Raw genomic sequence first — 24,099 nt, 5'->3', positions numbered from 1 at the left:
CATACTCCCTGATAAGAAGAGCTCTACCCTAATTTCACCGATACATCAGCTCAGCAAACAATCGCCTTTAAATGAGACACAAACAGGCCTAGGTCGCTTCCGACCCAGTCTTTAGTAGAAAAGCTTCAGACTAAGCTGTTGCATCGCGCCCAGTATCTAAGAAGCATAATGTCTTTGATGAGTGCAAGATTGACTCAGCCGAAAAAATAGCGCTACTTATCTGATGATTACCCGGCTTACTGATCAGCTTATCTTCATCTGCTATTAACAACTTGAGATACCTATCACTAGCTATCATCACAGACTAGGGACAACGCATAAGAAAGGATATAAACGCATAAAACAAATCGCCTGAAAGGATGCCCCCTCAGGCGAATATTGCATCACCTTTATATCCGACTTATTCAGCCAGCATCGTTAAGCGACAGCCCGCTTTCATCCTCCACGGAGCTACCGGTCAGCAAACTCACCAGCACCAGGCTGACTACGCCTGACAGCATGCCATACATGATGGGCTCGAGTGCCGATACGCCAGTAAAGTAGATCGTCACGCTCACCACCAGGGCACTGATGATGATCGATGACATGGCACCCTGCCAGTTCGCCCGCTTCCAGAAGAACGCCGCCATGACGGGGACAAAGATACAGCCGGAGAGATAGGCATAGGCGCTGTCCAGAGCGGTCCATACATCACCGACCCAAACACCCAGCGCGATCACCACCAGGCTGATGACACCGGTTGCATAGCGGGAAACCTGCATCTCCTGCTTATCATCGAGTTTGAAAACAGGCCGCAGGATGTCATTGGAGATCAACGTGGCGGCTCCGAGCACGGTGGAATCCACGGTCGACATCAATGCCGAAATCAATGCTGCGAGCACTAGCCCGCTCAGTCCAACGGGGAGCACCTCGAGAACCAGCTGAGGTAGCGCCTCGGAGCTATTAGCCAACCCCGGCACCAGCACGTAGGCAAGGATTCCGCACAGCCCCATCGACAGGCCCCAGAAGATCGAGAATGCCCCTGCTGCCAGGGCTCCTTTTTGGGCCACCTCCTCGCTTTTAGCGGTAAACATCCGCTGCCAGATCTCCTGACCGATCATGATCCCCAGAAACAGCAGTAGAACGTACGCCAGCATCCGATCACCGCTGATGTTGGTCATGGTGAAAAACTCGGGCGGCACCTGCGCCACTAACTCGTTCCAGCCACCGACCTTCTCGATACCTGCGGGCATCAGAATCAGGATGCCGATCGTCATCAACACGAACTGAATCACATCCGTGACTGTAATCGCGATCATCCCACCCAGCATGGTATAAACCATCGTGATCAGACCTCCGATAACGATCGCGGTATTTAGGTCCCAACCCAGCAAGGCCTTCAGCACCGTACCCAATGCAACGATCTGCACCACGGCGATCATCACGGTGTAAAACGCGCTGATCACGGCACTAACGTAGCGGGTACCGTGGGCATAGCGGCGCTCCAGCATCTCGCTAAGGGTGTAGACCTTCAACCGAGTGATCTTTCGAGCAAGGAACAGGCCGATCGCCACGATTCCCAGCCCAAACATCAGCGTCGGCCAGGCTCCCGAAAGCCCCGCCTGATAAGCTTTGGAGGCGGACCCGAAGGTCGAGCCTCCCCCCAGGATCACGGCGGCCATGCAGGGGAAAAACACCCAGAACGGCAAGCTGCGCCCTGCCACCAGATATTCCGAAGTACTTCCACTAGCGCGTTTCATGCTGATGAATCCGCACAGGATCATCAGCGCCATGTACGCCAATACGATGATGACGTCGATATTCATAAGTAGCTCCTAATTGTTTTTGTTGAGCAGCCTCTGAACTGAGAACCCCCTCAGCCGGGCAGTTCTCATTGTTAAATGGGTTTTATGTTTCGTTAAATGCAGTTTTTTCTATTCAAAGTTTCTTTATCTGGAAACTTTGATGCTAATCTGCCCAAACCACTCATTCACAAAAACAACAACAAAGCAGGTGTGCCCAATGAAACGCCAACCGCTAACCGGACAACTCGCCGATCCCGACCTGAAGCTATTACGCGTGTTCAAAACCGTCGTTGAGTGCGGCGGCTTTTCGGCGGCGGAAGTCGAATTGAACATCGGTCGATCGGCCATCAGCCGACAGATGGCAGACCTCGAAACCCGCCTGGGCATGCGGTTATGCCAGCGCGGACGCTCGGGGTTTCAGCTGACCGAACATGGTCGCCTGGTGTACGACGCCACCCAGGAGCTGTTGATCGATCTGGAGAAGTTCCGCTCGAACGTCAATCAAGCCCACAGCCGGCTGGTTGGCGAGCTGGTGCTGAGCCTGACCGATAATATGATTACCGATACCAATTCAGTGATCGTGAAAGTATTGGGGGAATTTCATCAGCGCGAACCCGAGGTGACCATCAACCTACAGGTGGCGGCCCCCAACGAGGTCGAGCGGGCCGTGATCGAAGGCAGGGCCAATCTCGGCGTCGCACCCTATCACCATCAACTGCCCGGCCTTAACTATCAGGATCTGCACCAGGAGACGTCAAAACTCTACTGCGGCGCCAATCACCCACTATTTTCAATGCCCGATTCGCAAATCAACATGAAGCTGCTGACCGAGTACGACTTCATCGTTCCGGGATACGCCCATGTGATTCTGCTGAAAGAACATTTCCCCGAGCTTAAAGGTTCGGCAACCTCATATCAGGTCGAAGGGATCGCGACGCTGATTCTCAGCGGTCAATATATCGGCTTCCTGCCCGAGCATTATGCCGCGCAATGGGCCAGCAGCGGTCAGATCCGCCCTGTCCTGCCGGACAGCCTTAACTATCAAGTCCCGTTCAAAGTCATTACCCGAAAGGATGCCCAGCCCAACCTGTTAAGAACCGCGTTCTTGGAAGCGCTGTGCGGTCAACCTGAGCGCTAATGTTTCCATAATTGACATCTGAGCCTTACAAAGCCTGCATTTAAGAAACATTTTTAGACTCCTATAGTCACCTCATTCGCTCTCAAAACAACGATAAGGTGATGACATATGAGCCAATGGGAGAACAACGAACAGAGCCCTCTCAGCTTCAACCCCCTGCCGTCTGAAACGATTCCACGATATGCCGGCATCGCAACCTTTATGCGGCTGCCCCACTACGCACCGGACGCGTGTGACGGAACAGAGATCGGCCTGTATGGGATTCCCTGGGACGGTGGCACCACCAATCGTGCCGGCGCACGCCACGGTCCGCGCCAGGTACGAGACGCGTCAGCCATGATGCGCAAGGTTCACCCGGTGCTGAAGCTAAGCCCGTTCGAACTGGCCAACTGCGCCGATCTGGGCGACGCACCGGTCAACCCATTACAAATTGAGCAGACACTGGATCTGATCGAAGCGTTCGTTACCAAGCTAACCCAACGCAACATCGTGCCACTGGCAGCCGGCGGCGACCATCTGGTCAGCCTCCCCATCCTTCGCGCGCTGGCCGACAAGCACGGTCCCATGGGGATGGTCCACTTCGACGCCCACACCGACACCTGGGATCGCTATTTCGGTGGCTGCAAGTATACCCACGGCACCCCGTTCCGACGCGCTATCGAGGAAGGCGTGCTCGACCCCAAGCGGGTGGTCCAGATCGGTATTCGCGGCGGTCTCTACAGCGAGAACGACGACAACTGGGGTCTTGAGCAAGGCATTCGGGTCATCCGAATCGAGGAGTTTAACGAGATGGGAGTCGACAAGGTGATCGAGACGGCCCGCGCAGTAGTCGGCGATCAAGCCAGCTATATCAGTTTTGATATCGACTGCCTCGACCCGGTCTACGCCCCCGGAACCGGCACCCCGGAAATCGGCGGCCTCACCACCATAGAAGCCCAAAGCATCATTCGCGGCTTGCGCGGATTGAATCTGGTTGGTGCCGACCTGGTAGAGGTTTCTCCGCCGTTTGACCCCAGCGGCAACACCGCCCTGGTCGGTGCGACGCTGATGTGGGAGATGCTCTGCCTGTTAAGCGAAAAAGTGGCTCAACGAAAGCGCTGAGCCGCTACCCAAATCACCGTTCTATCAGTTGCCCGGATAGTAACCTTTAGCCGCTCTTAGAGCGGCTTTTTTTTGGCCGGCAATTTACGAAAGGCATAAAAAAGCCCAGGCCGTTACCGACCTGGGCTTTGATGGAACAGAGTCCGGACTTAGCTGTTAGCGTCGGCCAGGATAGCGTTCAGTGTCTTACTCGGACGCATGATGTCTTTGATGACGTCACGCTTGGCATGGTAGTAACCGAACTCAACCTCTTTAACCGGGTGACCCTGATCATCGCTCAGCTCACCGATAATCTTTTCTTCGTTTTCGGTCAACGCCTTGGCGAAGTCAGCCAGGTCTGCTGCCAGTTCCGGATCTTCGGTCTGAGCCGCAACTTCCTGAGCCCAGTACATACCCAGGTAGAAGTGGCTACCACGGTTGTCCAGCTCGCCGACCTTACGGGACGGTGACTTGTTGTTGTCCAGCAGTTTCTCGGTCGCAGCGTCCAGGCAATTGGCCAGTACCGCAGCGCGCTTGTTGTCCTGCTTGATACCCATGTCTTCCAGAGACACGGCCAGTGCCAGGAATTCACCCAGCGAGTCCCAACGCAGGTGGTTCTCTTCGATAACCTGCTGTACGTGCTTCGGTGCAGAACCGCCGGCACCGGTCTCGTACATACCGCCGCCCTTGAGCATCGGTACGATGGACAGCATCTTGGCCGAAGTACCCAGCTCCATGATCGGGAACAGGTCGGTCAGGTAGTCACGCAGCACGTTACCGGTGACGGAGATGGTGTCACGACCGCGCAGCATACGCTCCATGGAGCGACGGATCGCCTCTTCATAGGTGTTGATACGGATGTCCAGACCTTCAAGATCGTGCTCCTGCAGGTAGCAGTTAACCTTCTTGATCAGTTCGATATCGTGCGGACGGTTACGGTCCAGCCAGAAGATCGCCGGGGTATCAGACTGACGGGCACGGGTAACGGCCAGCTTGACCCAGTCACGTACCGGCTCATCCTTGGTTTGACAGGCACGCCAGATGTCACCCTCTTCGACGTCGTGAGACATCAGGACGTTGCCCTTGCTGTCTACCACCCGCATGGTGCCAGCTTCTTCCAGCTCGTAGGTCTTGTCGTGTGAACCGTACTCTTCGGCTTTCTTCGCCATCAGACCCACGTTCGGGACGGTACCCATGGTGGTCGGATCGAAGGCGCCATTGGTCTTACAGAAGTTGATCATCTCCTGGTAGATCTTGGCGTAAGTGGATTCCGGCATAACCGCCTTACAGTCGGCCGGCTTACCGTCACCACCCCACATCTTACCGCCATTACGGATCATTGCCGGCATGGACGCATCGACGATCACATCGCTCGGGACGTGCAGGTTGGTGATGCCTTTGTAGGAGTCAACCATCGCCATGTGCGGACGGTGCTCGTAGGTGGCCAGGATGTCGCGGTGGATCTCTTCACGCTTGGAGCGCGGCAGAGTCTCTACTTTGTCGTAGACGTCGATCAGGCCGTTCTTCGGGTTAACGCCCAGCTTGTCGAACAGCTCGCCCCACTTCTCGAACACTTCTTTGTAGTAAACGGTTACCGCATGACCGAACACGATCGGGTGCGAGACCTTCATCATGGTGGCTTTAACGTGCAGAGACCAGAGTACGCCGTCTTCTTTGGCGTCGTTCATGGTAGCTTCCAGGAACTCACGCAGTGCTTTGACGCTCATGCACATGCTGTCCATGATCTCGCCGGCTTCAAGATGAAGCTTTTTCTTCAGAGTGACCTTGCCATCGGCGTCAACGAACTCGATTCGTACGTCACCTTCGGTCGGCATGGTGAAAGACTGCTCTTTGGAGTAGAAGTCGCCGCCACGCATGTAATCGGCGTGGGTGCGGGAGGCCATGCTCCACTTGCCCATGGAGTGGGGGAACTTACGGGCAAAGTTCTTAACGGCCTTAGGCGCACGACGGTCAGAGTTACCTTCACGCAGAACCGGGTTTACGGCAGAACCCAGGATCTTGGAGTAGCGCTCGTTGATCGCTTTCTCTTCGTCGTTTTGAGGGTCCTGTGGGAAATCAGGCAGCTTGTAGCCCTGGCCTTGCAGCTCGGCGATACAGGCGGTCAGCTGAGGAACAGATGCAGAGATGTTCGGCAGCTTGATGATATTGGCATTGGGGTCTTGAGTCAGCTCGCCCAGGAATGCCAGACCGTCTTTAACCTGCTGTTCTTCGGTCAGGAAATCGGGGAAGTTGGCCAGGATACGGCCCGCCAGGGAAATGTCGGTGATCTTGACATTGATGCCTGCAGCAGCAGTAAAGGTGCGAACGATCGGCAGCAGCGAGCAAGTCGCCAGCGAAGGAGCCTCATCGGTCAGCGTGTAGTAAATAGTTTGATTATTCGTTGTCATAGTACCCCCGTAGTTTCCGGCTTGTAGCCATACAACCGTCGCGGGCAACGTAGAGCCGCTCTCGCAACAGCTGGCCTTGTAATATCGCGCCGGTATTGTATTGCACTTTGGTAGTCGCACATAGGCATAAATGTCAAAAAGCGTTGGTCATTTCGACCAATAGACTATCTGCACCAAACTACAAGCAATTAAAGATAAAGAATTCATACGAGACGAGCAGTAATAACCAATATAAAACAGCGAGTTATAAAGACCTGCCCACCTCGACACATTCACGATACCAATAGCGAAAATAGACCATCTGAATTCCACAGATGAATGCTGTAGTTGCGCTACAACAATTACAGACTTCAGATGGTACTAATGACCCCTATCTGACAAGGTCAGCTACTAGTTATAGACGATCTAAACAGACCGGACCCACAACTTAGGTCGCATATGTCACAGAGGCTTCTACCGGCACAGGCACCACCGAACAGGAGTCGGCTCAGTTCTGACGGATCGGCAGAGATTGGAAAGGAAGACAGCAGAAAGAAAACGGCGATCGCTCCCGATGGGATTAACGATCGCCGTTATCAGCGCTCCGAGAAAGGAGCGCTAGCAAAGCTTAGTGGTCGTGACGCGGCTGCGGTAGCACCAGGTTCAATACGATGGCCAGAATTGCAGACAGCGCAATTCCCTTCAGCGTGAACTCGCCCAGGCCAATCTGCATCCCGCCGATACCGAATACCAGGGTCAGCGACACGATCACCAGGTTGCGCGGCTCGGACAGGTCCTTGCCCTCTTTCACCAGCGTATTCAGACCGATCGCCGCGATGGCGCCGAACAGCAGTGTCATAATGCCGCCCATCACCGGAACCGGGATGGTGCCAAGCAGCGCACCGGTCTTGCCGGAGAACGACAACAGAATCGCGAACACCGCCGCCCAGGTCATGATTACCGGGTTAAAGGCCTTGGTCAGGGCCACGGCGCCGGTCACTTCGGAGTAAGTGGTGTTGGGCGGACCGCCCAGCATACCGGCAGCACTGGTTGCCAGACCATCGCCCAGCAGGGTGCGTTTCAGACCCGGCTTCTCCAGATAGTCTTTACCGGCTACGTTACTGATCGCCACCATGTCGCCGATATGCTCAACCGCCGGCGCAATGGCGATCGGCAGAATAAACAGGATCGCTTCCAGGCTGAATTCCGGTGCCACAAAGTTCGGTACCGCGAACCAGGCTGCCTGACCTACCGCGTCGAAGTTAACGATGCCGAAAGCGATGGACAGCAGGTAGCCCACGATCAGACCAGCCAGAATCGGCACCAGACGCAGCATCCCTTTGGCCAACACCGACACCAGCACGGTGACCAACAGTGTCAGCATCGACAGCATCAGCGCGACATCGCCATCGACCAGTTGAACCGCACCGTCGCCGGTTTTACCCAGCGCCATGTTAACGCCAACCGGCGCCAGGCTCAGGCCGATCACGGTGATGACCGGACCCACAACCACCGGCGGCAGCAAACGGTGCAGGAAGCCACTGCCGCGTACCGCCACGATGGCGCTCAGGATCATGTAGAACACACCGGCAGCGATCAGACCGGACATGGTGCCGGCAATGCCCCAGGTCGCCACACCGTGCATGATGGCCGGGATAAAGGCGAACGAGGAAGCCAGGAAGATCGGCACCGAGCGCTTGGTCACGATCTGGAAAACCAGCGTACCCAAACCGGCGGTAAACAGCGCCACGTTCGGATCCAGACCGGTCAGGATCGGCACCAGCACCAACGCGCCGAAGGCGACGAACAGCATCTGAGCGCCTAGAACGCTCGGATGAAGAGAGGTAGACATAGAGGGCTCCAGCTACAGCTTAAAGGCCGGAGCGGCAGCTGACCGCTCCGATTCAGGGTTAGAGTGGTAGGGCTTACTTGGTACCGAAGATCTTGTCGCCAGCATCGCCCAGACCCGGCAGGATGTAGCCCTGCTCGTTCAGGCGCTCATCAACCGAGGCGGTATAGATATCGATATCCGGATGGGCTTCTTCCAGCTTGGCGATCCCTTCCGGGGAGGCGACCAGGAACAGGCCTTTGATCGACTGACAGCCGGCTTTCTTCAGCATATCGATGGTGGCGATCAGAGTGCCGCCGGTAGCCAGCATCGGATCGATGATCAGTGCGGTACGCTCATCGATATCGCTGACCAGTTTCTCGAAGTAAGGGACGGCTTCCAGCGTCTCTTCGTCGCGGTACAGGCCAACCACGCTGACCTTGGCGCTCGGTACCAACTGCAGCACGCCGTCGAGCATCCCCAGACCGGCACGCAGAATCGGTACCACGGTGATCTTCTTACCCTTAATGTTCTCGACCATCAGCGGGTCGCCGGTCCAGCTGGTGATCTCAACCAGTTCAGTTTCCAGTTCACGCGTGGCCTCGTAGGTCAGCAGGTTGCCGATCTCGCTGCAGAGTTCGCGGAAATGTTTGGTGCTGACCCCATGCTTACGCATCAGGCCGATTTTATGCTGTACCAGCGGATGTTTGATCTCGTGGACCGCCATCTGACTCCCCTACCTGTGGCTGCAGCGCCAAGACAGAAACGCTTGGCGCAGATAAATTGCGCCGAATTGTAAAGGATTATCAACGGCAGGATAAGACTTTCGTCGGGCATTCAACCGATAAAACTGAGCTGGATCAGCTACACAAATACAAGGCTATCAAGATCAGCGCAGACAAAGTTGCTCGATCTGCTGACGAACCGGCATCAGCGCCGCATCCTTGGCGATCTCGACCTGCTCGATCAGGATCTCACGCAGCACCTCTTCGGTGGTCAACGGGTTCGCCAGCACCACCCGGAACACCACGATCGGCTGGCCGTCATAGCGTTTCGGTGTCAGCCGGGTGCGGGACACAAACGCCCGCCCGTGTTCACGTTGAGTCTTCTGCAGATAGCGGGTTGATCGGTTGAGCAGCTCGTTAAGTTCGGTTCTTTGTTCAGCTGCTTGGGCAGAATCGGCACCCTCCAGCAGCGTTTGGGCGACCGGTGGGCACCAGCGGTAGGTCAAAATATTCAGCTCCGGCTCGGTGATCAGCTCGAATTCCGGGTGAGCGTCGATCATCCGGGCAAACGCCGCGGCTTTTTCGATCCCCTGATCGATCAGCAGCTGATAACCGCGCCGACCGATGATCTTCAACGCCGAGTGGACCAGCATCGCCATCCCCGGGCGCGAGCCTTCCAGCGTATTGCTACCCAGATCCTTCGAGCCCTGACGGATGATGTACTGGGCGTGGTGCTCGATGCTGTTGAGCGCGGCGGGATCTTTGAACAACACCAGCCCCACCCCCATCGGCACATAGAGCTGCTTATGGGCATCGATCGTCACCGAGTCGGCCCGCTCGATACCGGCCAGGCGACCACGATACTTTTCGGAGAATAGGGTCGGCCCGCCCCAGGCACCATCGACATGGAAATGCAGCTGGTGCTCTTCGGCGATATCAGCCAGGGTGTCGAGCGGATCGATATGACCGGTTTCGGTGGTGCCGGCAATGCCCACCAAGCCAAACGGATGAATCCCCTGCTCTGTTAATTCGGCGATCTTGGCCCGCAGCGCTTCGGGACGAATCCGGTTCAGGTCATCGGTCTCGACCGCCACCAAACCGGCGCGCCCCAATCCCAACACATCGGCCGCCTTGCTTAATGAATAATGACCGCGCTCGGAAACCAGCACCGCCCCACCTTCACAGCCATAGTGCTTGAATGCGGCGTAGACGCCCTCTTCGGCGATGCCGCGAAACTCGCCATCCGGGCCGAAGGCACGATTGCGCGCGGCCCAGAGCGCGGTGATGTTGGCAATGGTGCCGCCGGAGCAAAACGCGCCCAGATGCTGATGGGCATCGTGTAGCCAACGCTGATAGAAGGCTTCATCATTGCTGTAAACCAGCCGGTGGAGCATTCCCAGCACCTGACGCTCCAGCGGAGTAAAGGCCTTGGAGGTCTCGGTTTTTACCAGATTTTGGTTCAGCGCAATCATGATCTTGGACAACGGAATCATGAAATACGGCAGCGCCGAGGTCATATGACCGATAAAGCTCGGCGACGACGTATGCACCGACTGGGCGACCACCTTATCGAGCAGAAAGTCGGTCTGCTCGGACACCAGCAGGGCCGACTCGGGGATTTCGGTGTCGGTGAAATCCTGTTCGATCTCGGCCAGATCGATCTCTTCGGCCACGATATGCTGCTGCAGAAAGCCGGCCATATTCTGTGAAATCGATTGATCGAGCCGCCCTAGGGTCGACTCTGGCGCCTCGGGCACGGTGAAGATCCGCAACAGGTTATCCAGGCTGGTCCGCACACTTTTATCGCTGCTGTGACCCTGTGACGCCATAAAAACCTCCTACCACCTATCGCTGCCGACTCGTCGGCCATTTTTTAACCGGCCCGCGAGTATTTCAAAGCCAAACTTTTAATGCAACGCAACAAAAGCCCACCGAAAAATGGCAAACCTCATTTTTTTCATCACCAATTGAAGCAAATTCAGCCTCTTAGCCGATTATTCCAAGTACAATGCACGGTTTTTAGGCTCCGGCACCGCTACGCCCGTACCAAACGCTAATGAATAAAAGGATCAAGAAGTGACCGAAATCCTCAACTCACTCCAGCAAAGCCTCCAGCAACGTATTCTGGTTCTCGACGGCGGTATGGGCACCATGATCCAACAATACAAGTTGGAAGAAGCCGACTACCGGGGGCAGCGGTTCGCCGACTGGCACTGCGACGTCAAGGGTAACAACGACCTGCTGGTACTGACGGCGCCGACCATTATTCAAGAGGTCCACGAAGCCTACCTGGAAGCTGGCGCCGATATCCTCGAAACCAACACCTTCAACGCCACCTCGATCGCGATGGCCGACTACGACATGGAGTCGCTGACCCACGAGATCAATCTGGAAGCGGCCAAGCTGGCCCGCGCCGCAGCGGATAAGTACAGCGCGTTGACACCGGATCAGCCCCGCTATGTAGCCGGAGTCCTCGGCCCGACCAACCGCACCGCGTCCATCTCCCCGGACGTTAACGACCCGGCCGCCCGCAACGTGCGCTTCGACGAACTGGTCGAGGCCTATCTGGAAGCGATCGACGGTCTGGTCAAAGGCGGCTCGGACCTGCTGCTGATCGAAACCATCTTCGATACCCTCAACGCCAAGGCGGCGATCTACGCGATCGAAAAGTACTTTGACGACAACGGACTGATTGGCGATAAGCGCCTGCCGGTAATGATCTCCGGTACTATCACCGATGCTTCCGGTCGTACCCTTTCCGGCCAAACCACCGAGGCGTTCTGGAACTCGATTCGCCACGCCCAGCCGCTATCTGTCGGTTTGAATTGTGCCTTGGGACCCAATGAGTTACGCCCCTATCTTCAAGAGCTTTCCCGTATCTCCAACGGTTTTGTCTCGGCCCACCCCAACGCTGGCCTGCCGAATGCTTTCGGTGGTTACGACGAAACACCGGAGCAGATGGCCGAAGAGATCGGTGAATGGGCCAGCAGCGGCCTGCTGAACATCGTCGGTGGATGCTGTGGCACCACGCCTGAGCATATCAAGGCGATCGGTGACGCCGTTCGTCAATACCCGCCCCGTCCGCTGCCGCAGATCGACGTCCAGTGTCGGCTGTCCGGCCTAGAGCCGTTCAACATCGGCGCCGACACCCTGTTCGTCAACGTCGGCGAGCGCGCCAACGTCACCGGCTCGGCCAAGTTCAAGCGTCTGATCAAAGAGCAGGACTACGAGACCGCGCTGGATATCTGCCGCGAACAGGTTGAAAACGGCGCCCAGGTGATCGACATCAACATGGACGAAGGGATGCTCGATTCCGAGGCGGCGATGGTTCGCTTCCTCAACCTAATCGCCGGCGAACCGGAGATCGCCAAGGTACCGGTGATGGTCGACTCCTCTAAGTGGGAGATCCTCGAGGCCGGCCTGAAGTGCATCCAGGGCAAGGGTATCGTCAACTCGATTAGCCTCAAGGAAGGTGAAGAGAAATTTATCGAGCAGGCCAAGCTGATCAAGCGCTACGGCTTCGCCGTGGTGGTGATGGCGTTCGACGAGACCGGTCAAGCCGACACCCTGGATCGCAAGGTTGAGATCTGCCAACGCTCTTACGAGGTTCTGGTCAACAAAGTCGGCTTCCCGGCCGAAGATATCATCTTCGACCCCAATATCTTTGCGGTCGCCACCGGTATCGACGAGCACAACAACTATGCGGTCGACTTTATCGAGGCGACCCGTACCATCAAGCAGACCCTGCCCCACGCGATGGTCTCCGGCGGTGTCTCCAACGTGTCGTTCTCGTTCCGTGGTAACAACCCGGTCCGTGAAGCGATCCATGCGGTGTTCCTGTATCACGCCATCAAGGCCGGCATGGATATGGGCATCGTCAACGCCGGTCAGTTGGCGATCTACGAGGATATCCCCACCGAGCTGCGCGAGCGGGTCGAAGATGTGATCCTTAACCGCGCCGTCGAGGGGGATAAAGACGCCACCGAAGCGCTGCTGGATATCGCCGGCGATTACAATGCCGTCGGCGGACAGGAAGACACCAAAGCGGTACAGGAATGGCGCAGCTGGCCGGTCAACAAGCGGCTCGAGCACGCGCTGGTCAAAGGCATCACCGAGTTTATCGACGAGGATACCGAAGAAGCCCGCCAGGCCCACGAACGGCCGCTGCAGGTGATCGAAGGACCATTGATGGACGGTATGAGCGTGGTCGGCGACCTGTTCGGCGCCGGCAAGATGTTCCTGCCCCAGGTGGTGAAGTCGGCCCGTGTGATGAAAAAAGCGGTCGCCTACCTGATGCCCTATATCGAAGAGGAGAAGGCCGGATCCGCTGCCAGCTCCAACGGCAAGGTGATCATGGCCACCGTCAAGGGCGACGTCCATGATATCGGCAAGAATATCGTCGGTGTGGTACTGCAGTGTAATAACTTCGAGATTGTCGACCTGGGCGTGATGGTCCCGGCCGAGAAGATCATCCAGACCGCCATCAAAGAGAACGCCGACCTGATCGGTCTGTCCGGTCTGATCACCCCGTCCCTGGACGAGATGGTCCATGTAGCCAAGGAGCTGGAACGTCAGGGCCACCAGATTCCGCTGATGATCGGTGGCGCCACCACCTCCAAAATGCACACCGCGGTCAAGATCGAGCCGGCCTACAGCTCGCCCACGGTCTACGTCCACAACGCCTCCCGAAGTGTCGGTGTCGCCAGTGCGCTGCTGAGCGAAACCCAGCGTGAAGGCTACGTCGCCGAGATTCGCCAGGAGTACGCCGAGGCTCGCGAGCGCCATTACGCCAAATCCAAGGACGCCCGCCGGGTCAACCTGGACAAGGCCCGCGCCAACAAGCTGCAACTGGACTGGGACAACTATCAGCCTCCCGTCCCCAAACAGCTCGGAGTTCAGGTATTTGACGACTATGACCTCAACGAACTGCTGGATTACATCGACTGGACCTTCTTCTTCCACGCCTGGGAGCTGAAAAAGCGCTATCCGCAGGTCCTCGATGATGAAAAGCTGGGGGAAGAAGCACGCAAACTGTTTGCCGATGCCCAGGCGATGATGAAAAAGCTGATCGACGGCAAGCTGATCAAAGCCCGAGCCGTGATTGGGCTATTCCCGGCCAATCAGGTCAACGACGATGATATCGCCCTCTTCACCGATGAAAATCGGAATGAACGACTCACCACGCTGCATCACCTACGTCAGCAGACTCAGCAACCGCAGGGCCGCTTCAACAACTGCCTGAGTGACTTTGTCGCCCCCGAAAACAGCGGCAAGGCCGACTATATCGGCGCCTTTGCAGTAACGGCGGGTATTGGTGTCGATGAGCTGGTCGCCGAATACGAAGCCGAGCACGACGATTACAACGCCATCATGGTGAAAGTGTTGGCCGATCGCCTGGCCGAAGCCTTCGCGGAACGGATGCATGAGCGCGTTCGGAAAGAGTTCTGGGGCTACAACAGCGACGAGAGCTTCAGCAACGATGAACTGATCCAAGAAAGCTATCCCGGTATTCGACCGGCTGCCGGCTATCCCGCTTGCCCCGATCACACCGAGAAAGCGCTGATGTGGGAGCTGCTCGACGCCGAAGCCAACACCGGCATCAGCCTGACCGAACACTTCGCGATGACGCCCACCGCGGCCGTCAGCGGCTGGTACTTCAGCCACCCGGACAGCCGCTACTTCGCGGTTGCCAAAATTGCCGAGGACCAGGTGGAAGATTACGCCAAGCGTAAGGGCATGGAGCAGAAAGAGATGGAGCGCTGGCTGGCGTCGAACCTGGGTTACGAGCCGGACGACAGCTAAGCACTAACGCTAAAGGAAGACCCGCGCACCGATTCGAACTCCTGTTCGGGTCGTTGCGTGGACTGAAGTAACCGTCAGATTTCCCGCGCTGGTGGCGGGGATTGGATTGGCGCAGTTTCTTACTAGGAGCCAGTTCGTTGAAGCCCCTAAGGGTTAGGCCCTCGATTGCGGCCTCTACAAGCTAACGAACTGCTTTCATCAGGGATATTTCGCTATCCCTGAGTCAATCATCATCTTGCATAGGAATTGAAGACTTACCTAATTCCAGACTAACCAACTTCTCGGCAATGCTGGATTGCTCTTTGTCTGATAACACCACTGATTCATTATCTGGACAAAACAGGTACTCACCTTTAGCAAGATCAAACTTTATCTTCCCGAGAATACGGCCACTATCACTAATGCAATCAAGCTCTTGCTGGACCGGGAAAAACAGCACCATCTAAAATCTCCCAAACACTCGTTTCTACATCACAACCATCTGAACCGCAGCCCGCTTTGGCTTATAGCAGCTATTGTTGGCCCTAATATTCTAACCACCGTTAACAGCTAACGAAAAAATTAAGATCGGTTAAACCCTTTTCCCCTAAGTCGACGTTTATAAGAGCAAACCCACCGAGGAGATGCTCCTATGTACAGTTTTCATCATCAAGCGAATAGCCTAACCGAGACCTCAAACCACGACTTCAAGCTAACCCCGCTAGCCCTGACTATCAGTCTGGTATTGCTCAGCGGTTGCGCCGGAGACCGGCAAGATCAAACTGCGGTATCAGTTGAGCCGGACCAGCCCCAACGCCAAGCGCAAGCTGCGCAACCGTCCGGCAGCCATCAGACTGCTGACAAGGCGGCCGAAGTACAACCCGCCCTCCCCGTGATCGCTCAGCCTCAACCTCGGCTGGAACGAAAGCGCGAACTTCGGGAGCAATCGTACAACCAGCAAGCTATTGCCCAGCCCCGGCTTGAAGCCGAGTCGCTGCAGGCCGGCCCACAACCAGCGCTGGCGCAGTCGTTGCCTCAAGCTATGCCACGGGCAACGATGGGTAAGATTGCCACAGCCGATGCGCTGCATTCGTCCCCGGCGCCGCTACCGATTATCGCACCCTACCCGATCGAAGCCGATTCTGAGCGTTATGCCGAATTCCGCGACAACCCGATCAAGAGCACCGCGGTCGATCCGCTCAGCACCTTCGGCGTCGATGTAGATACCGCCAGTTACTCGCTGGCGCGCCAGAGCCTGAACAGCGGAGTACTGCCCCGGCCCGAGTCGGTTCGCACCGAAGAGTGGCTGAACTACTTCGACTATGACTATCCACGCCCTGAAACCAAACAACAGCCCTTCAGTGTTACCACCGAGCTAGCCCGCGCACCCTGGGATCAAGACCGGATGTTGCTGTCGATCGGTTTGCAGGGCTACGAGGTCGACAAGGCCGATCTACCTCCCTTGAACCTGACCTACCTGATCGATGTGTCCGGCTCTATGCATGCTCCCAACAAGCTGCCGCTGGCGGTCAACGCGCTGAAGATGCTGACCCGCCAGTTACGTCCTCAGGATCGGGTCGCGATCACCGTTTATGCCGGTGCTGCCGGATTAGTACTGGAGCCTACCGACGGGGCTGACAAAACCAAAATCATTGCGGCCCTGGATCGGTTGCGTGCCGGTGGATCGACCGCCGGTGGTGCCGGTATCCGACTGGCCTACAACACCGCCAAACAACATCACACCGACGGCGCCATCTCACGGGTAATCCTGGTATCCGACGGCGATTTCAATGTCGGCACCCGCAGCACCGACGAGCTGAAGCGGTTGATCGAGAAAGAGCGAGAATCCGGCGTGTCCCTGTCGGTGATGACCCTGGGGCGGGGCAATATCCGCGATGAGTTGATGAACACCCTAGCCGAGACGGGTAACGGTACCGCCGCCTATATCGACTCGGCCATTGAGGCCAAGAAGCATCTGGTCGATGGCATGAGCGGCACCCTGATGACGATCGCCAAGGATGTCAAAGCGCAGATCGAGTTCAACCCGGCAGTGGTGTCCGAGTACCGTTTGCTCGGTTATGAAACCCGCCATCTGGAGCATCACGAATTCAACGACGACCGTAAGGACGCCGGTGATATTGGTGCCGGACACCGGGTCACCGCGCTCTACGAGCTCATCACCCACGACAGTGCCGATAAGCTCAGCCCGGAACGGCGCTACCGCCAGCCTCAGGCCCTGAACCAACCTGGCGACGGATACGGCACAGAATCCGACCAACATGCCAACGAGCTGGCTTATCTAAAGCTGCGTTATAAGCTACCCGGACAGTCCCGCAGCACCCTGATCAGCCAGCCGATCTATCGCGATCGACTTAAAGCGGTCGGTACCGAGAGCGATAATCTGCGTTGGAGTGCCGCCGTAGCGAGTGCAGCCCAGTACGCTCGCGGGGTCGAATCGATGCGAGATTGGAGTTTCCAGCAAAGTCAGCAACTGGCCCGTCAGGCTCTGGGGGAGGATCATTACGGCTACCGGGGCGAGTTCGTCCGCCTGCTGGGACTGGCCAGCGATCTGGATCAACCACTGCGTGCCGATTTGAGGTAGTCTCTGCTTCCATGGATAACCAGACCACGGATGAAACCCTAATGCAGGCCTATCGCGATGGCGATTACGCGGCCTTCGAAGCCCTCTACGGCCGCCACAAAGCGGCTGTAGTGCGCTTCTATCGTCGTCAGGCCGGCGACCAGGTTGCCGAGGAACTGTTACAGGAGGCCTTCCTGCGACTGATCGGTGCGCGTCTGCGTTATCAGCCGCAGGCCCTGTTCCGCACCTATCTGTGGACCCTGGTCCGGAGCGTGCTGGTCGATCACTACCGCAAGCAGTCCCGCACCCTACCGGCGTCGTATCAACAAACCGACCCGGATACGCTCGATACCGATGGCCTGGTAGAGTCGGAACAGTTGGAACCGTCCCGCCAAGCCTGCCGCGACCAACAGCTGAATCGACTGCTGCAGCTGATCGCAACGCTGCCGACAGCACAGCGGGAAGCCTTTCTGCTGAAGGAGGAAGCGGGGTTGAGCGTCAGCGAGATCGCAGCGGTAACCGGTGACAGTTTTGACACCATCAAAAGCCGGTTGCGCTATGCAGTAAAGAAACTCAGAGCCGGGTTGGAGGCGTTATGAGCAAGCAACAGCCACCCTCTCACGACAACGATCTGGATGATGATCTGGACGCGCTGTCGTCACTCTATGCCCGAACCCACACCGAGTCAGCGGACGGTGACCCGGAGCAAGCTAGCGCTATCGACTCGGCTATTGATCCGGCCACCGACAACGCTATCCTGGCCGCCGCCAGACGGGAGCTGGGCAGCGCGCCTCACTTACAATCTGCGCAGACCTCCGATCCCAGGGGACCCAAACAGCCGACACCGACGCCGAAGACGGCCCCTCGCCGCCGCTGGCGGAGCTCGGTTACCGTGCCCCTGGCCGGCGCCGCCGTGGTGGTGCTGTCCACCACACTCTACTTCGACAACCAGCAGCAGCTGACGCAGCCACAGCCACAGCTTGAAGCGCCGTCGCCGGCACTACAGGCCCCCGTTGAAGTGCAAAGCGGTTCTCTATCGCAGCCTCGAGCGAAGTCCGAGCCTCAGACCCGCACGGAGTTTGACGCGGCCGCTGAACTAGGCACGGCAGCCGATCCAGCCGAATCGATGCAGGCCCCGGCAACCATGGCCGATCCGATACGAGCTGAACAGCGGCAAGACACAAGTCCGACCGCCGCCCCGCTGATGCAGCAGGTAAAACCACACGCAGAGCTGATCGAGCAGCAGAGCAGACAGCGACAGCAGACCTTCAAACGGCAGGCCGACACCCTGGCCCCTGCGGCACCGATGGCGGAGCGAAAAGCGATCGCTCCGGGCTCCACATCGGCGCTTCAAGCCGAGCCAGAGCTGTCGGACGCCGCTGAATCCCTAGCGCCGGAGGCCTGGCTGTTACGGATCCAACAGCTGCTGCAACAGGGTGATCAAGCCGGCGCACTGGCGCAGCTGAAACAGTGGCGCCAACGCTATCCGCAACAGCCATTGCCGGACTGGGCTCAGGCTCTGCTTAATTCGGGATCGACTCCCTAATCGGAGTCGGAACCGTCCGGCGCATAGAGCGCAATCACTTCGGCACCGGTCATCATCTTGGTTACTTCGGCAAAGTTGTAATAGTGAGGTTTTTCATCGACGAAGATCTGCGACCGCAACTGGAATTCAGCCTGCGTATCCAACAGTCCCACCGGTAAAAAATACTGCCCTGATTCTTTGAGGCGGTAGAACAGGTGGGTCCCACACTCACGGCAAAACCCGCGCTCGGCCCATTCAGAGGAAGCGAAGGTAGCGATATGCTCGTCTCCGGCAAAGGCAACCTCGGTGCCACATTCCAGTGCTAATAACGGACCGCCACTCCAGTTACGACACATGCTGCAATGACAGCCGCTGATCGAAGTTTCCGCCTGCTGGGCCTCCACGCCGACCGCACCACAAAGACAGCTTCCGACGGCTTTAACAGTATCCACCATGATGCTTCTCCATTACTTATTGATCGCTACGCTATACGAGGCCAGCCCTGCGCCTCTGTCACCATAGTCAGCCACAAGGAATAAAGCCAATAACGGCGCCCTCCCACTTAACTCATTGTTTTATTATCAATTACTGATAATTGATACAGGTTAAGGAGGTTGATGGCCATCACCATTAGGGTTTAGCTGGTGGGAAGACCATCTCCTATAATGATTACCAGTTGTCACCTCGCCAGGAACCCTTTTCGATGATTCGCAGTTCGAGGTTCATTACCCCCAAACAGCTACGCAAGCGCTATATTTTCGCCCTTTCGATGATTGCGTTGCTGATTACCGTCTCACAGCTCAGCCTCCAGCTGCTGATTGCAGCCCAGGAGAGCGATTCTGATCTTATCAATCTGGCCGGACGTCAGCGGATGCTGAGCCAGAAGATCGCCAAAAGCAGCGTCAATCTTGTACAGGCAACGGGTAGTAAAACCAAGGAAAGTCATCGCCTTGAACTCAGAGAGGCTGCCAGGCTTTGGGTAAAAACCCAGCAGGGGCTGCAATATGGCGACGAAAGCCTTGGCCTGCCCGGCCACAACAGTGAACAGATTCAGGCGCTGTTCGATTCGATTCAACCCGCTTACGAGGCCATTCTGGTCGATGTCAATCTGCTCCTTGAACCCGATATCAGCCACGCTGAATCCATCGCTGCACTGCTGAATATTCAGATTAACGAGGCCAAATTTCTAAAATCGATGAACGAAATTGTGTTCCTCTATGCTGAAGAAGCGGCCAACAAGGTCAAACGCATTCAGCTGTTTGAGGTCTTCCTGTTTGTCGCCACGCTGCTTGTCTTGGTAATCGAGGTGTTTTATATCTTCTCACCGGCCGCCAGACGAGTTGAGCAGACCCTGAACAGCCTGAAAAAGCGCTACCGCGATCTGGAGAAACTGTTTTCCGCCACGCCAACCGGGATGCTGCTGGTCGATGCTCGAGACCTGAGCATCGTGGTAGGCAACCAGCGCATGCTCAAGCATTTGGGGCTGGACCCCAAAAGACCGGGCCGGCACAAGCTCGACGCCTTTCTACCCCAGGCCCATCAGGCCAATCAGACATTTCTAGAGCGACTACGGCTCGACGAGCAGATCGAAGAGGTCGAGATCGTGCTCGACAACCCCCTCGGCCAGACCCTGGAGATGCTGGCGTCGGTTCGACAAGCGGATATTCGCGGTCGCGATGTCTATATCATCGGCTTTACCGATGTCACCGACATCAAACGAGCGCAGAAAATTATTGAACATCATGCCACCATCGATGCGATGACCCAGCTGATCAATCGCCGTACCGGGCTACTGATGTTGGAGAAGGCCTTCGCCAACGCCCAGCGATACCACAGCCCGCTGACGATCTGCTACCTGGATCTTGACGGTTTGAAACAGGCCAATGACCGTTACGGCCACGCCGAAGGGGATTGGTTGATCAAGACATTCAGCAAGATCGTGGCTGAATCGGTGCGCGAAGCGGATATCGCCGCAAGGCTCGGCGGTGATGAATTCCTGCTGGTACTGCCTCAGAGCTCGGACAAGGAATCGCTGGAGTTGATGCAGCGGCTGAAGCAAAAACTTCACAAGATCGAGCAGGATCTTTGCAAGGCTTACAGCCTCAGCTTCAGTTACGGCGTGGTCCAGCTGGACTCCACCCGCCACAACAACGCCCAGATGCTGCTGGCCGAGGCCGATAAGCAGATGTACCTGCAAAAGCATGCCAAGCGAGAGCAAGATCCTCTCAGTCCGGAGCAGGATCCGTGCAGCGATTAAGCTAGCTGCCGCGTCACCTGCTTCCGGGCTGTGCTGAAGGATCAGATTTTACAGAGTTCGAAGCCCTGATCGGCCAACTGCTGCGCCTGTTGCGGCTCGGTCACTACGGCCTCACTGCAGGGCTGACCGCTAAGATAGCTGGCCGCCACCCGCTTCAAGTCCTCGATAGTGACTTTCAAGATCCGGGCTCGGAACGCTTGACGCTGGGCCGGCGTGCGTCCAAACAGCGTGCTGTGGTAGGCCTGCTTGGCTTCGCCGGCGGGTGAACCGGGTTTATCGATATTGCTGACAACCCCGAGAATCGCCTCTTCCAGACGGCTGTCCGCATGCTCGGTCTGGGTCAACCAGTCGATAGAAGCTTCGAAATCCTGCAGTGTCTCGGCGAGGCGCGGATCACGGTAGGAGAAGAAACGGAAACAGGCGTTGGCTGAATCCTGACTTGCTCCGGAACCATAGGCTCCACCCTGCTCCCGGATCGCACGGTGCAGGAAGCCGTTACGCAGGAAGTCGCCCAGCACCGTCAGCGCCGCCGCATCCTCATGCTCCACCGCTACGGTGGCGTAGGAGCGAGCACAGAAGTTAACCTGGGTATTGGTGCCCCAGGCCTGCCGAACCTTGCGGCGGGTAGTCGGCAGGCTGAAGCTTGCAAAACCCGCGCTATCGGCTGCCTGCCAATGTTGCAGCAGGGCTTCGTCACAGGCGTCGCTCTTGCTTGGCTCGGCCACCACCAGGAAGTGGCGTGGCGCCTTCAGCAGCAGCGAATGCAGCTCGGCCAGCTGATTGGCAAATGCCACCAACTGGTCGGTTTCATTGAGTTTCGCATCGAGCTGTTTCAGATGGCTAATACTCTCCAGCCCCTGCTGGCGCTCAGCCAGGCGAGCCGCCGGACTGTACCCGCTGCTGGCCGCCATCATCGCCAGCGCATGACCGCTGCCGGTGATGCTTTGCTGTTTACGGGCCAGTTTCTGCGCCATCAGTTCACGAATTTTAGCGTGTTCGTCAAACCGCAGCCCATTGAAGGTAGTGGCCATCAACTCGGCCAGCGCATCGACATTATCCAACAGGGCCTTACCGGACAGGGTCAGATAGCCCTTCACCTGCTGTTCGTCATCGATGGCTCCCCGGACGCTGGTGTAGGCACTGATACCGCCACTGACTTGGGCCTGCCAGGCCTGTGCCTGCTGGTAGTTCAGCTCGCCACAACCCAGCTCGGTCATACAACTGGTGTAATACGGCAGCAATTGCTGCTGCTCGTCGGTCAACTGTGGCAGTTCGACCAGCAGCTGCTGATAAACCAGACCGTTAGTACCACGACCGTAGAAGACCCGCTCACCACAGCTCAGTGTGTTCTGCTCACCCTCGGGAATTCGGATCTGCTCGGGCACATCCTCAAGACCGACTCGCGGCAGGACTGTTTCATCATCCTGCTGGTTTTGACGCTCTTTCAAGGCCGCCGCACGATCCAGCAGCCACTGTTTCTGTTCGTCACTCAGCGACGACTTGATCGCCGCCAACTTATCGGCCTCACCCTGATCCCGACGCTTCGCCAAGCCGTTATCGGGACGCAGGGTCAGTCGCACCCGGTGCTGGTTATCCAGCAACAAGCGCTGAACCAGCTGTTGAACATAGTTAGGCTGCTTGATTTTCTCATGCAGCGATTCCAGCACCGGATCGAGATTGATTGCGGCCACCGGATCGCCGCGGTGGATCGCAGCGCCCAAGCCTCCCAGCATCAGCTGCAGGCCGTAGGGATAACCGTCACCGCCGATCTCACGCTGGCTCAGTTCCAACTGATGCAGCGCCGCTTCCAGCTGGGATTGTTCAACGCCCTGCTCCGCCACCTGCTGCAGCACTCCAAGCACCATCGCTTCGATCGCGTCGGCCTGCTGCGGCTCGGTGCCTTCCAAGCCGCACATAAAGCTCATTTCACGGTTTGAGTCTTCCAGTCCGCACAGCGGCGAGGGTGCATTACCCAATTCGGTGGATTCCAGCGCAAAACGCAACGGCGAGGCGCTGTTATCCAGCAGCACCCGTGACAACAGGTGCGCTTCAAGCAGCTGCTCCAGGTCGGTGCTGTTACCCAGCAGCCAACCCAACACCACATGGGTTTTGGCGCTGCTATCTTCATCCTCCAATGCATAAGCCTCTTCGACCCGGACCGGGGCATAGTAGCGCTGCTCGTCCGGCACGCCGATATTGAGCGGCTGGGCCTGGAAACGCGCCAGTGCCTGCTCTTCGAATCGCTGCTGCAATTCAGCTGCAGGCAGATCGCCGAAGCTCATGAAGATCGCGTTGCTGGGGTGGTAATGGCTGCGATAGAAAGCTTTGAGCTCGTCATAACTCAGGCTCGGAATCGCTTCCGGATCACCACCGCTGTTGTGGTGGTAGGTCGTGGTCGGGAACAGGTGCTTAGTCAGGGTCTGCCACAACAGGCTGACCGGCGAGCTCATCGCCCCCTTCATCTCGTTGAAGACCACCCCTTTGTAGACCAGCGCCGAGTCGGGATTGCCCTCCTCCTCGAACTCGATCCGATGGCCTTCCTGGGCAAAGTCGAGCTCATCCAGCCGGGTGAAGAACACCGCATCCAGATACACATCCAGCAGGTTGAAGAAGTCCTTGCTGTTCTGACTGGCAAACGGATAGGCGGTCCAGTCGGAGCTGGTAAAGGCGTTCATAAAGGTGTTGAGCGAACGGCGCGTCATCATAAAGAACGGATCGCGCACCGGGTACTTTTCACTGCCGCACAGGCTGGTATGTTCCAGTATATGGGCGACGCCGGAGGAGTCTTCCGGAATGGTTCGAAGTGCAACCAGAAATACATTCTCGGTGTTGTCCGAGGCGATATGGTAGTGCTTGGCACCGGTGACCCGGTGGCGATATTCGGCCACATCGATACCCAGGGATGCGATCGTCTGGCTACGCTCAAATTCGAAACTGTTATGGGGAGTCAGGGCCTCGGAGGCGTTAACGCTGGCTTGGCTCATCGTTGTCCTTATCTGTGTCCAGGTCTTGT

The 24,099-nt window shown here is 57.1% G+C and carries 15 protein-coding genes; 7 read left to right on the top strand and 8 right to left on the bottom strand.

From position 1 onward, the window contains the following. Positions 1-404 precede the first annotated feature (404 nt). Complete coding sequence (locus tag DV711_RS03035) at positions 405-1,805, bottom strand: sodium:solute symporter family transporter (RefSeq protein WP_114694166.1); 1,401 nt, start codon at positions 1,803-1,805, stop codon at positions 405-407. 196 nt (positions 1,806-2,001) lie between these two features. Between DV711_RS03035 and DV711_RS03030 the strand changes: the two genes are divergently transcribed. Together DV711_RS03030 and speB are read left to right on the top strand one after the other, a co-directional pair. Continuing rightward, a complete protein-coding gene (locus tag DV711_RS03030; protein ID WP_114694165.1) occupies positions 2,002-2,922 on the top strand; it encodes a LysR family transcriptional regulator in 921 nt (306 codons plus the stop codon). 108 nt (positions 2,923-3,030) lie between these two features. Then, a complete protein-coding gene (gene speB / locus DV711_RS03025; protein WP_114694164.1) occupies positions 3,031-4,023 on the top strand; it encodes an agmatinase in 993 nt (330 codons plus the stop codon). 149 nt (positions 4,024-4,172) lie between these two features. Here speB and DV711_RS03020 read toward each other — a convergent pair whose 3' ends face one another. From DV711_RS03020 to panP, 4 genes are all read right to left on the bottom strand, one after another. Next, complete coding sequence (locus DV711_RS03020) at positions 4,173-6,410, bottom strand: NADP-dependent isocitrate dehydrogenase (RefSeq protein ID WP_114694163.1); 2,238 nt, start codon at positions 6,408-6,410, stop codon at positions 4,173-4,175. A 607-nt stretch (positions 6,411-7,017) separates the two neighbouring features. Beyond that, the gene (locus DV711_RS03015; RefSeq protein ID WP_114694162.1) at positions 7,018-8,241 is read right to left on the bottom strand and encodes a uracil-xanthine permease family protein; all 1,224 of its coding nucleotides are present in this window, start codon (positions 8,239-8,241) and stop codon (positions 7,018-7,020) included. A gap of 73 nt (positions 8,242-8,314) precedes the next feature. Beyond that, on the bottom strand, positions 8,315-8,944 hold the full coding sequence (gene upp, locus DV711_RS03010) for a uracil phosphoribosyltransferase (protein WP_114694161.1): 630 nt from the start codon (positions 8,942-8,944) through the stop codon (positions 8,315-8,317). A 162-nt stretch (positions 8,945-9,106) separates the two neighbouring features. Then, a complete protein-coding gene (panP, locus tag DV711_RS03005; protein ID WP_114694160.1) occupies positions 9,107-10,771 on the bottom strand; it encodes a pyridoxal-dependent aspartate 1-decarboxylase PanP in 1,665 nt (554 codons plus the stop codon). A gap of 247 nt (positions 10,772-11,018) precedes the next feature. Between panP and metH the strand changes: the two genes are divergently transcribed. Next, entirely contained in the window at positions 11,019-14,744 is a 3,726-nt protein-coding gene (gene metH / locus DV711_RS03000; protein WP_114694159.1) for a methionine synthase, read from the top strand. A 223-nt stretch (positions 14,745-14,967) separates the two neighbouring features. Here the strand turns inward: metH and DV711_RS02995 are convergent, their stop codons facing one another. Then, positions 14,968-15,186 (bottom strand): hypothetical protein, encoded by a 219-nt coding sequence (locus DV711_RS02995; RefSeq protein WP_114694158.1) that lies wholly within the window; start codon positions 15,184-15,186, stop codon positions 14,968-14,970. A 189-nt stretch (positions 15,187-15,375) separates the two neighbouring features. On the opposite strand from DV711_RS02995, the gene DV711_RS02990 reads away from it, so the two are divergent. From DV711_RS02990 to DV711_RS02980, 3 genes are read left to right on the top strand one after another with little or no spacing between them, the layout of a single operon-like run. Further along, a complete protein-coding gene (locus tag DV711_RS02990; RefSeq protein ID WP_114694157.1) occupies positions 15,376-17,325 on the top strand; it encodes a vWA domain-containing protein in 1,950 nt (649 codons plus the stop codon). Between the two features lie 11 nt (positions 17,326-17,336). Further along, positions 17,337-17,903: a sigma-70 family RNA polymerase sigma factor gene (locus DV711_RS02985; protein WP_114694156.1), complete on the top strand. Its 567-nt coding sequence runs from the start codon at positions 17,337-17,339 to the stop codon at positions 17,901-17,903. After that, complete coding sequence (locus DV711_RS02980) at positions 17,900-18,850, top strand: hypothetical protein (RefSeq protein WP_114694155.1); 951 nt, start codon at positions 17,900-17,902, stop codon at positions 18,848-18,850. Before DV711_RS02985 ends, DV711_RS02980 begins: the two co-directional genes overlap by 4 nt. Here the strand turns inward: DV711_RS02980 and DV711_RS02975 are convergent. Beyond that, positions 18,847-19,284 (bottom strand): GFA family protein, encoded by a 438-nt coding sequence (locus tag DV711_RS02975; RefSeq protein ID WP_114694154.1) that lies wholly within the window; start codon positions 19,282-19,284, stop codon positions 18,847-18,849. The two genes, DV711_RS02980 and DV711_RS02975, sit on opposite strands and share 4 nt — an antisense overlap. Positions 19,285-19,532: 248 nt before the next feature. On the opposite strand from DV711_RS02975, the gene DV711_RS02970 reads away from it, so the two are divergent. Beyond that, positions 19,533-21,086, top strand: coding sequence for a diguanylate cyclase (locus DV711_RS02970; RefSeq protein WP_114694153.1), 1,554 nt, complete (start codon positions 19,533-19,535; stop codon positions 21,084-21,086). A gap of 41 nt (positions 21,087-21,127) precedes the next feature. On the opposite strand, the gene DV711_RS02965 is transcribed toward DV711_RS02970, so the two are convergent. After that, a complete protein-coding gene (locus DV711_RS02965) occupies positions 21,128-24,070 on the bottom strand; it encodes an insulinase family protein (protein ID WP_114694152.1) in 2,943 nt (980 codons plus the stop codon). Positions 24,071-24,099: the final 29 nt, after the last annotated feature.

Source organism: Motiliproteus coralliicola (assembly GCF_003345655.1).
Taxonomy (GTDB): Bacteria; Pseudomonadota; Gammaproteobacteria; order Pseudomonadales; family Balneatricaceae; genus Motiliproteus; species Motiliproteus coralliicola.
Note: the sequence above shows the minus strand (reverse complement) of the source record. Positions and strands in the feature narration are given on the sequence as shown.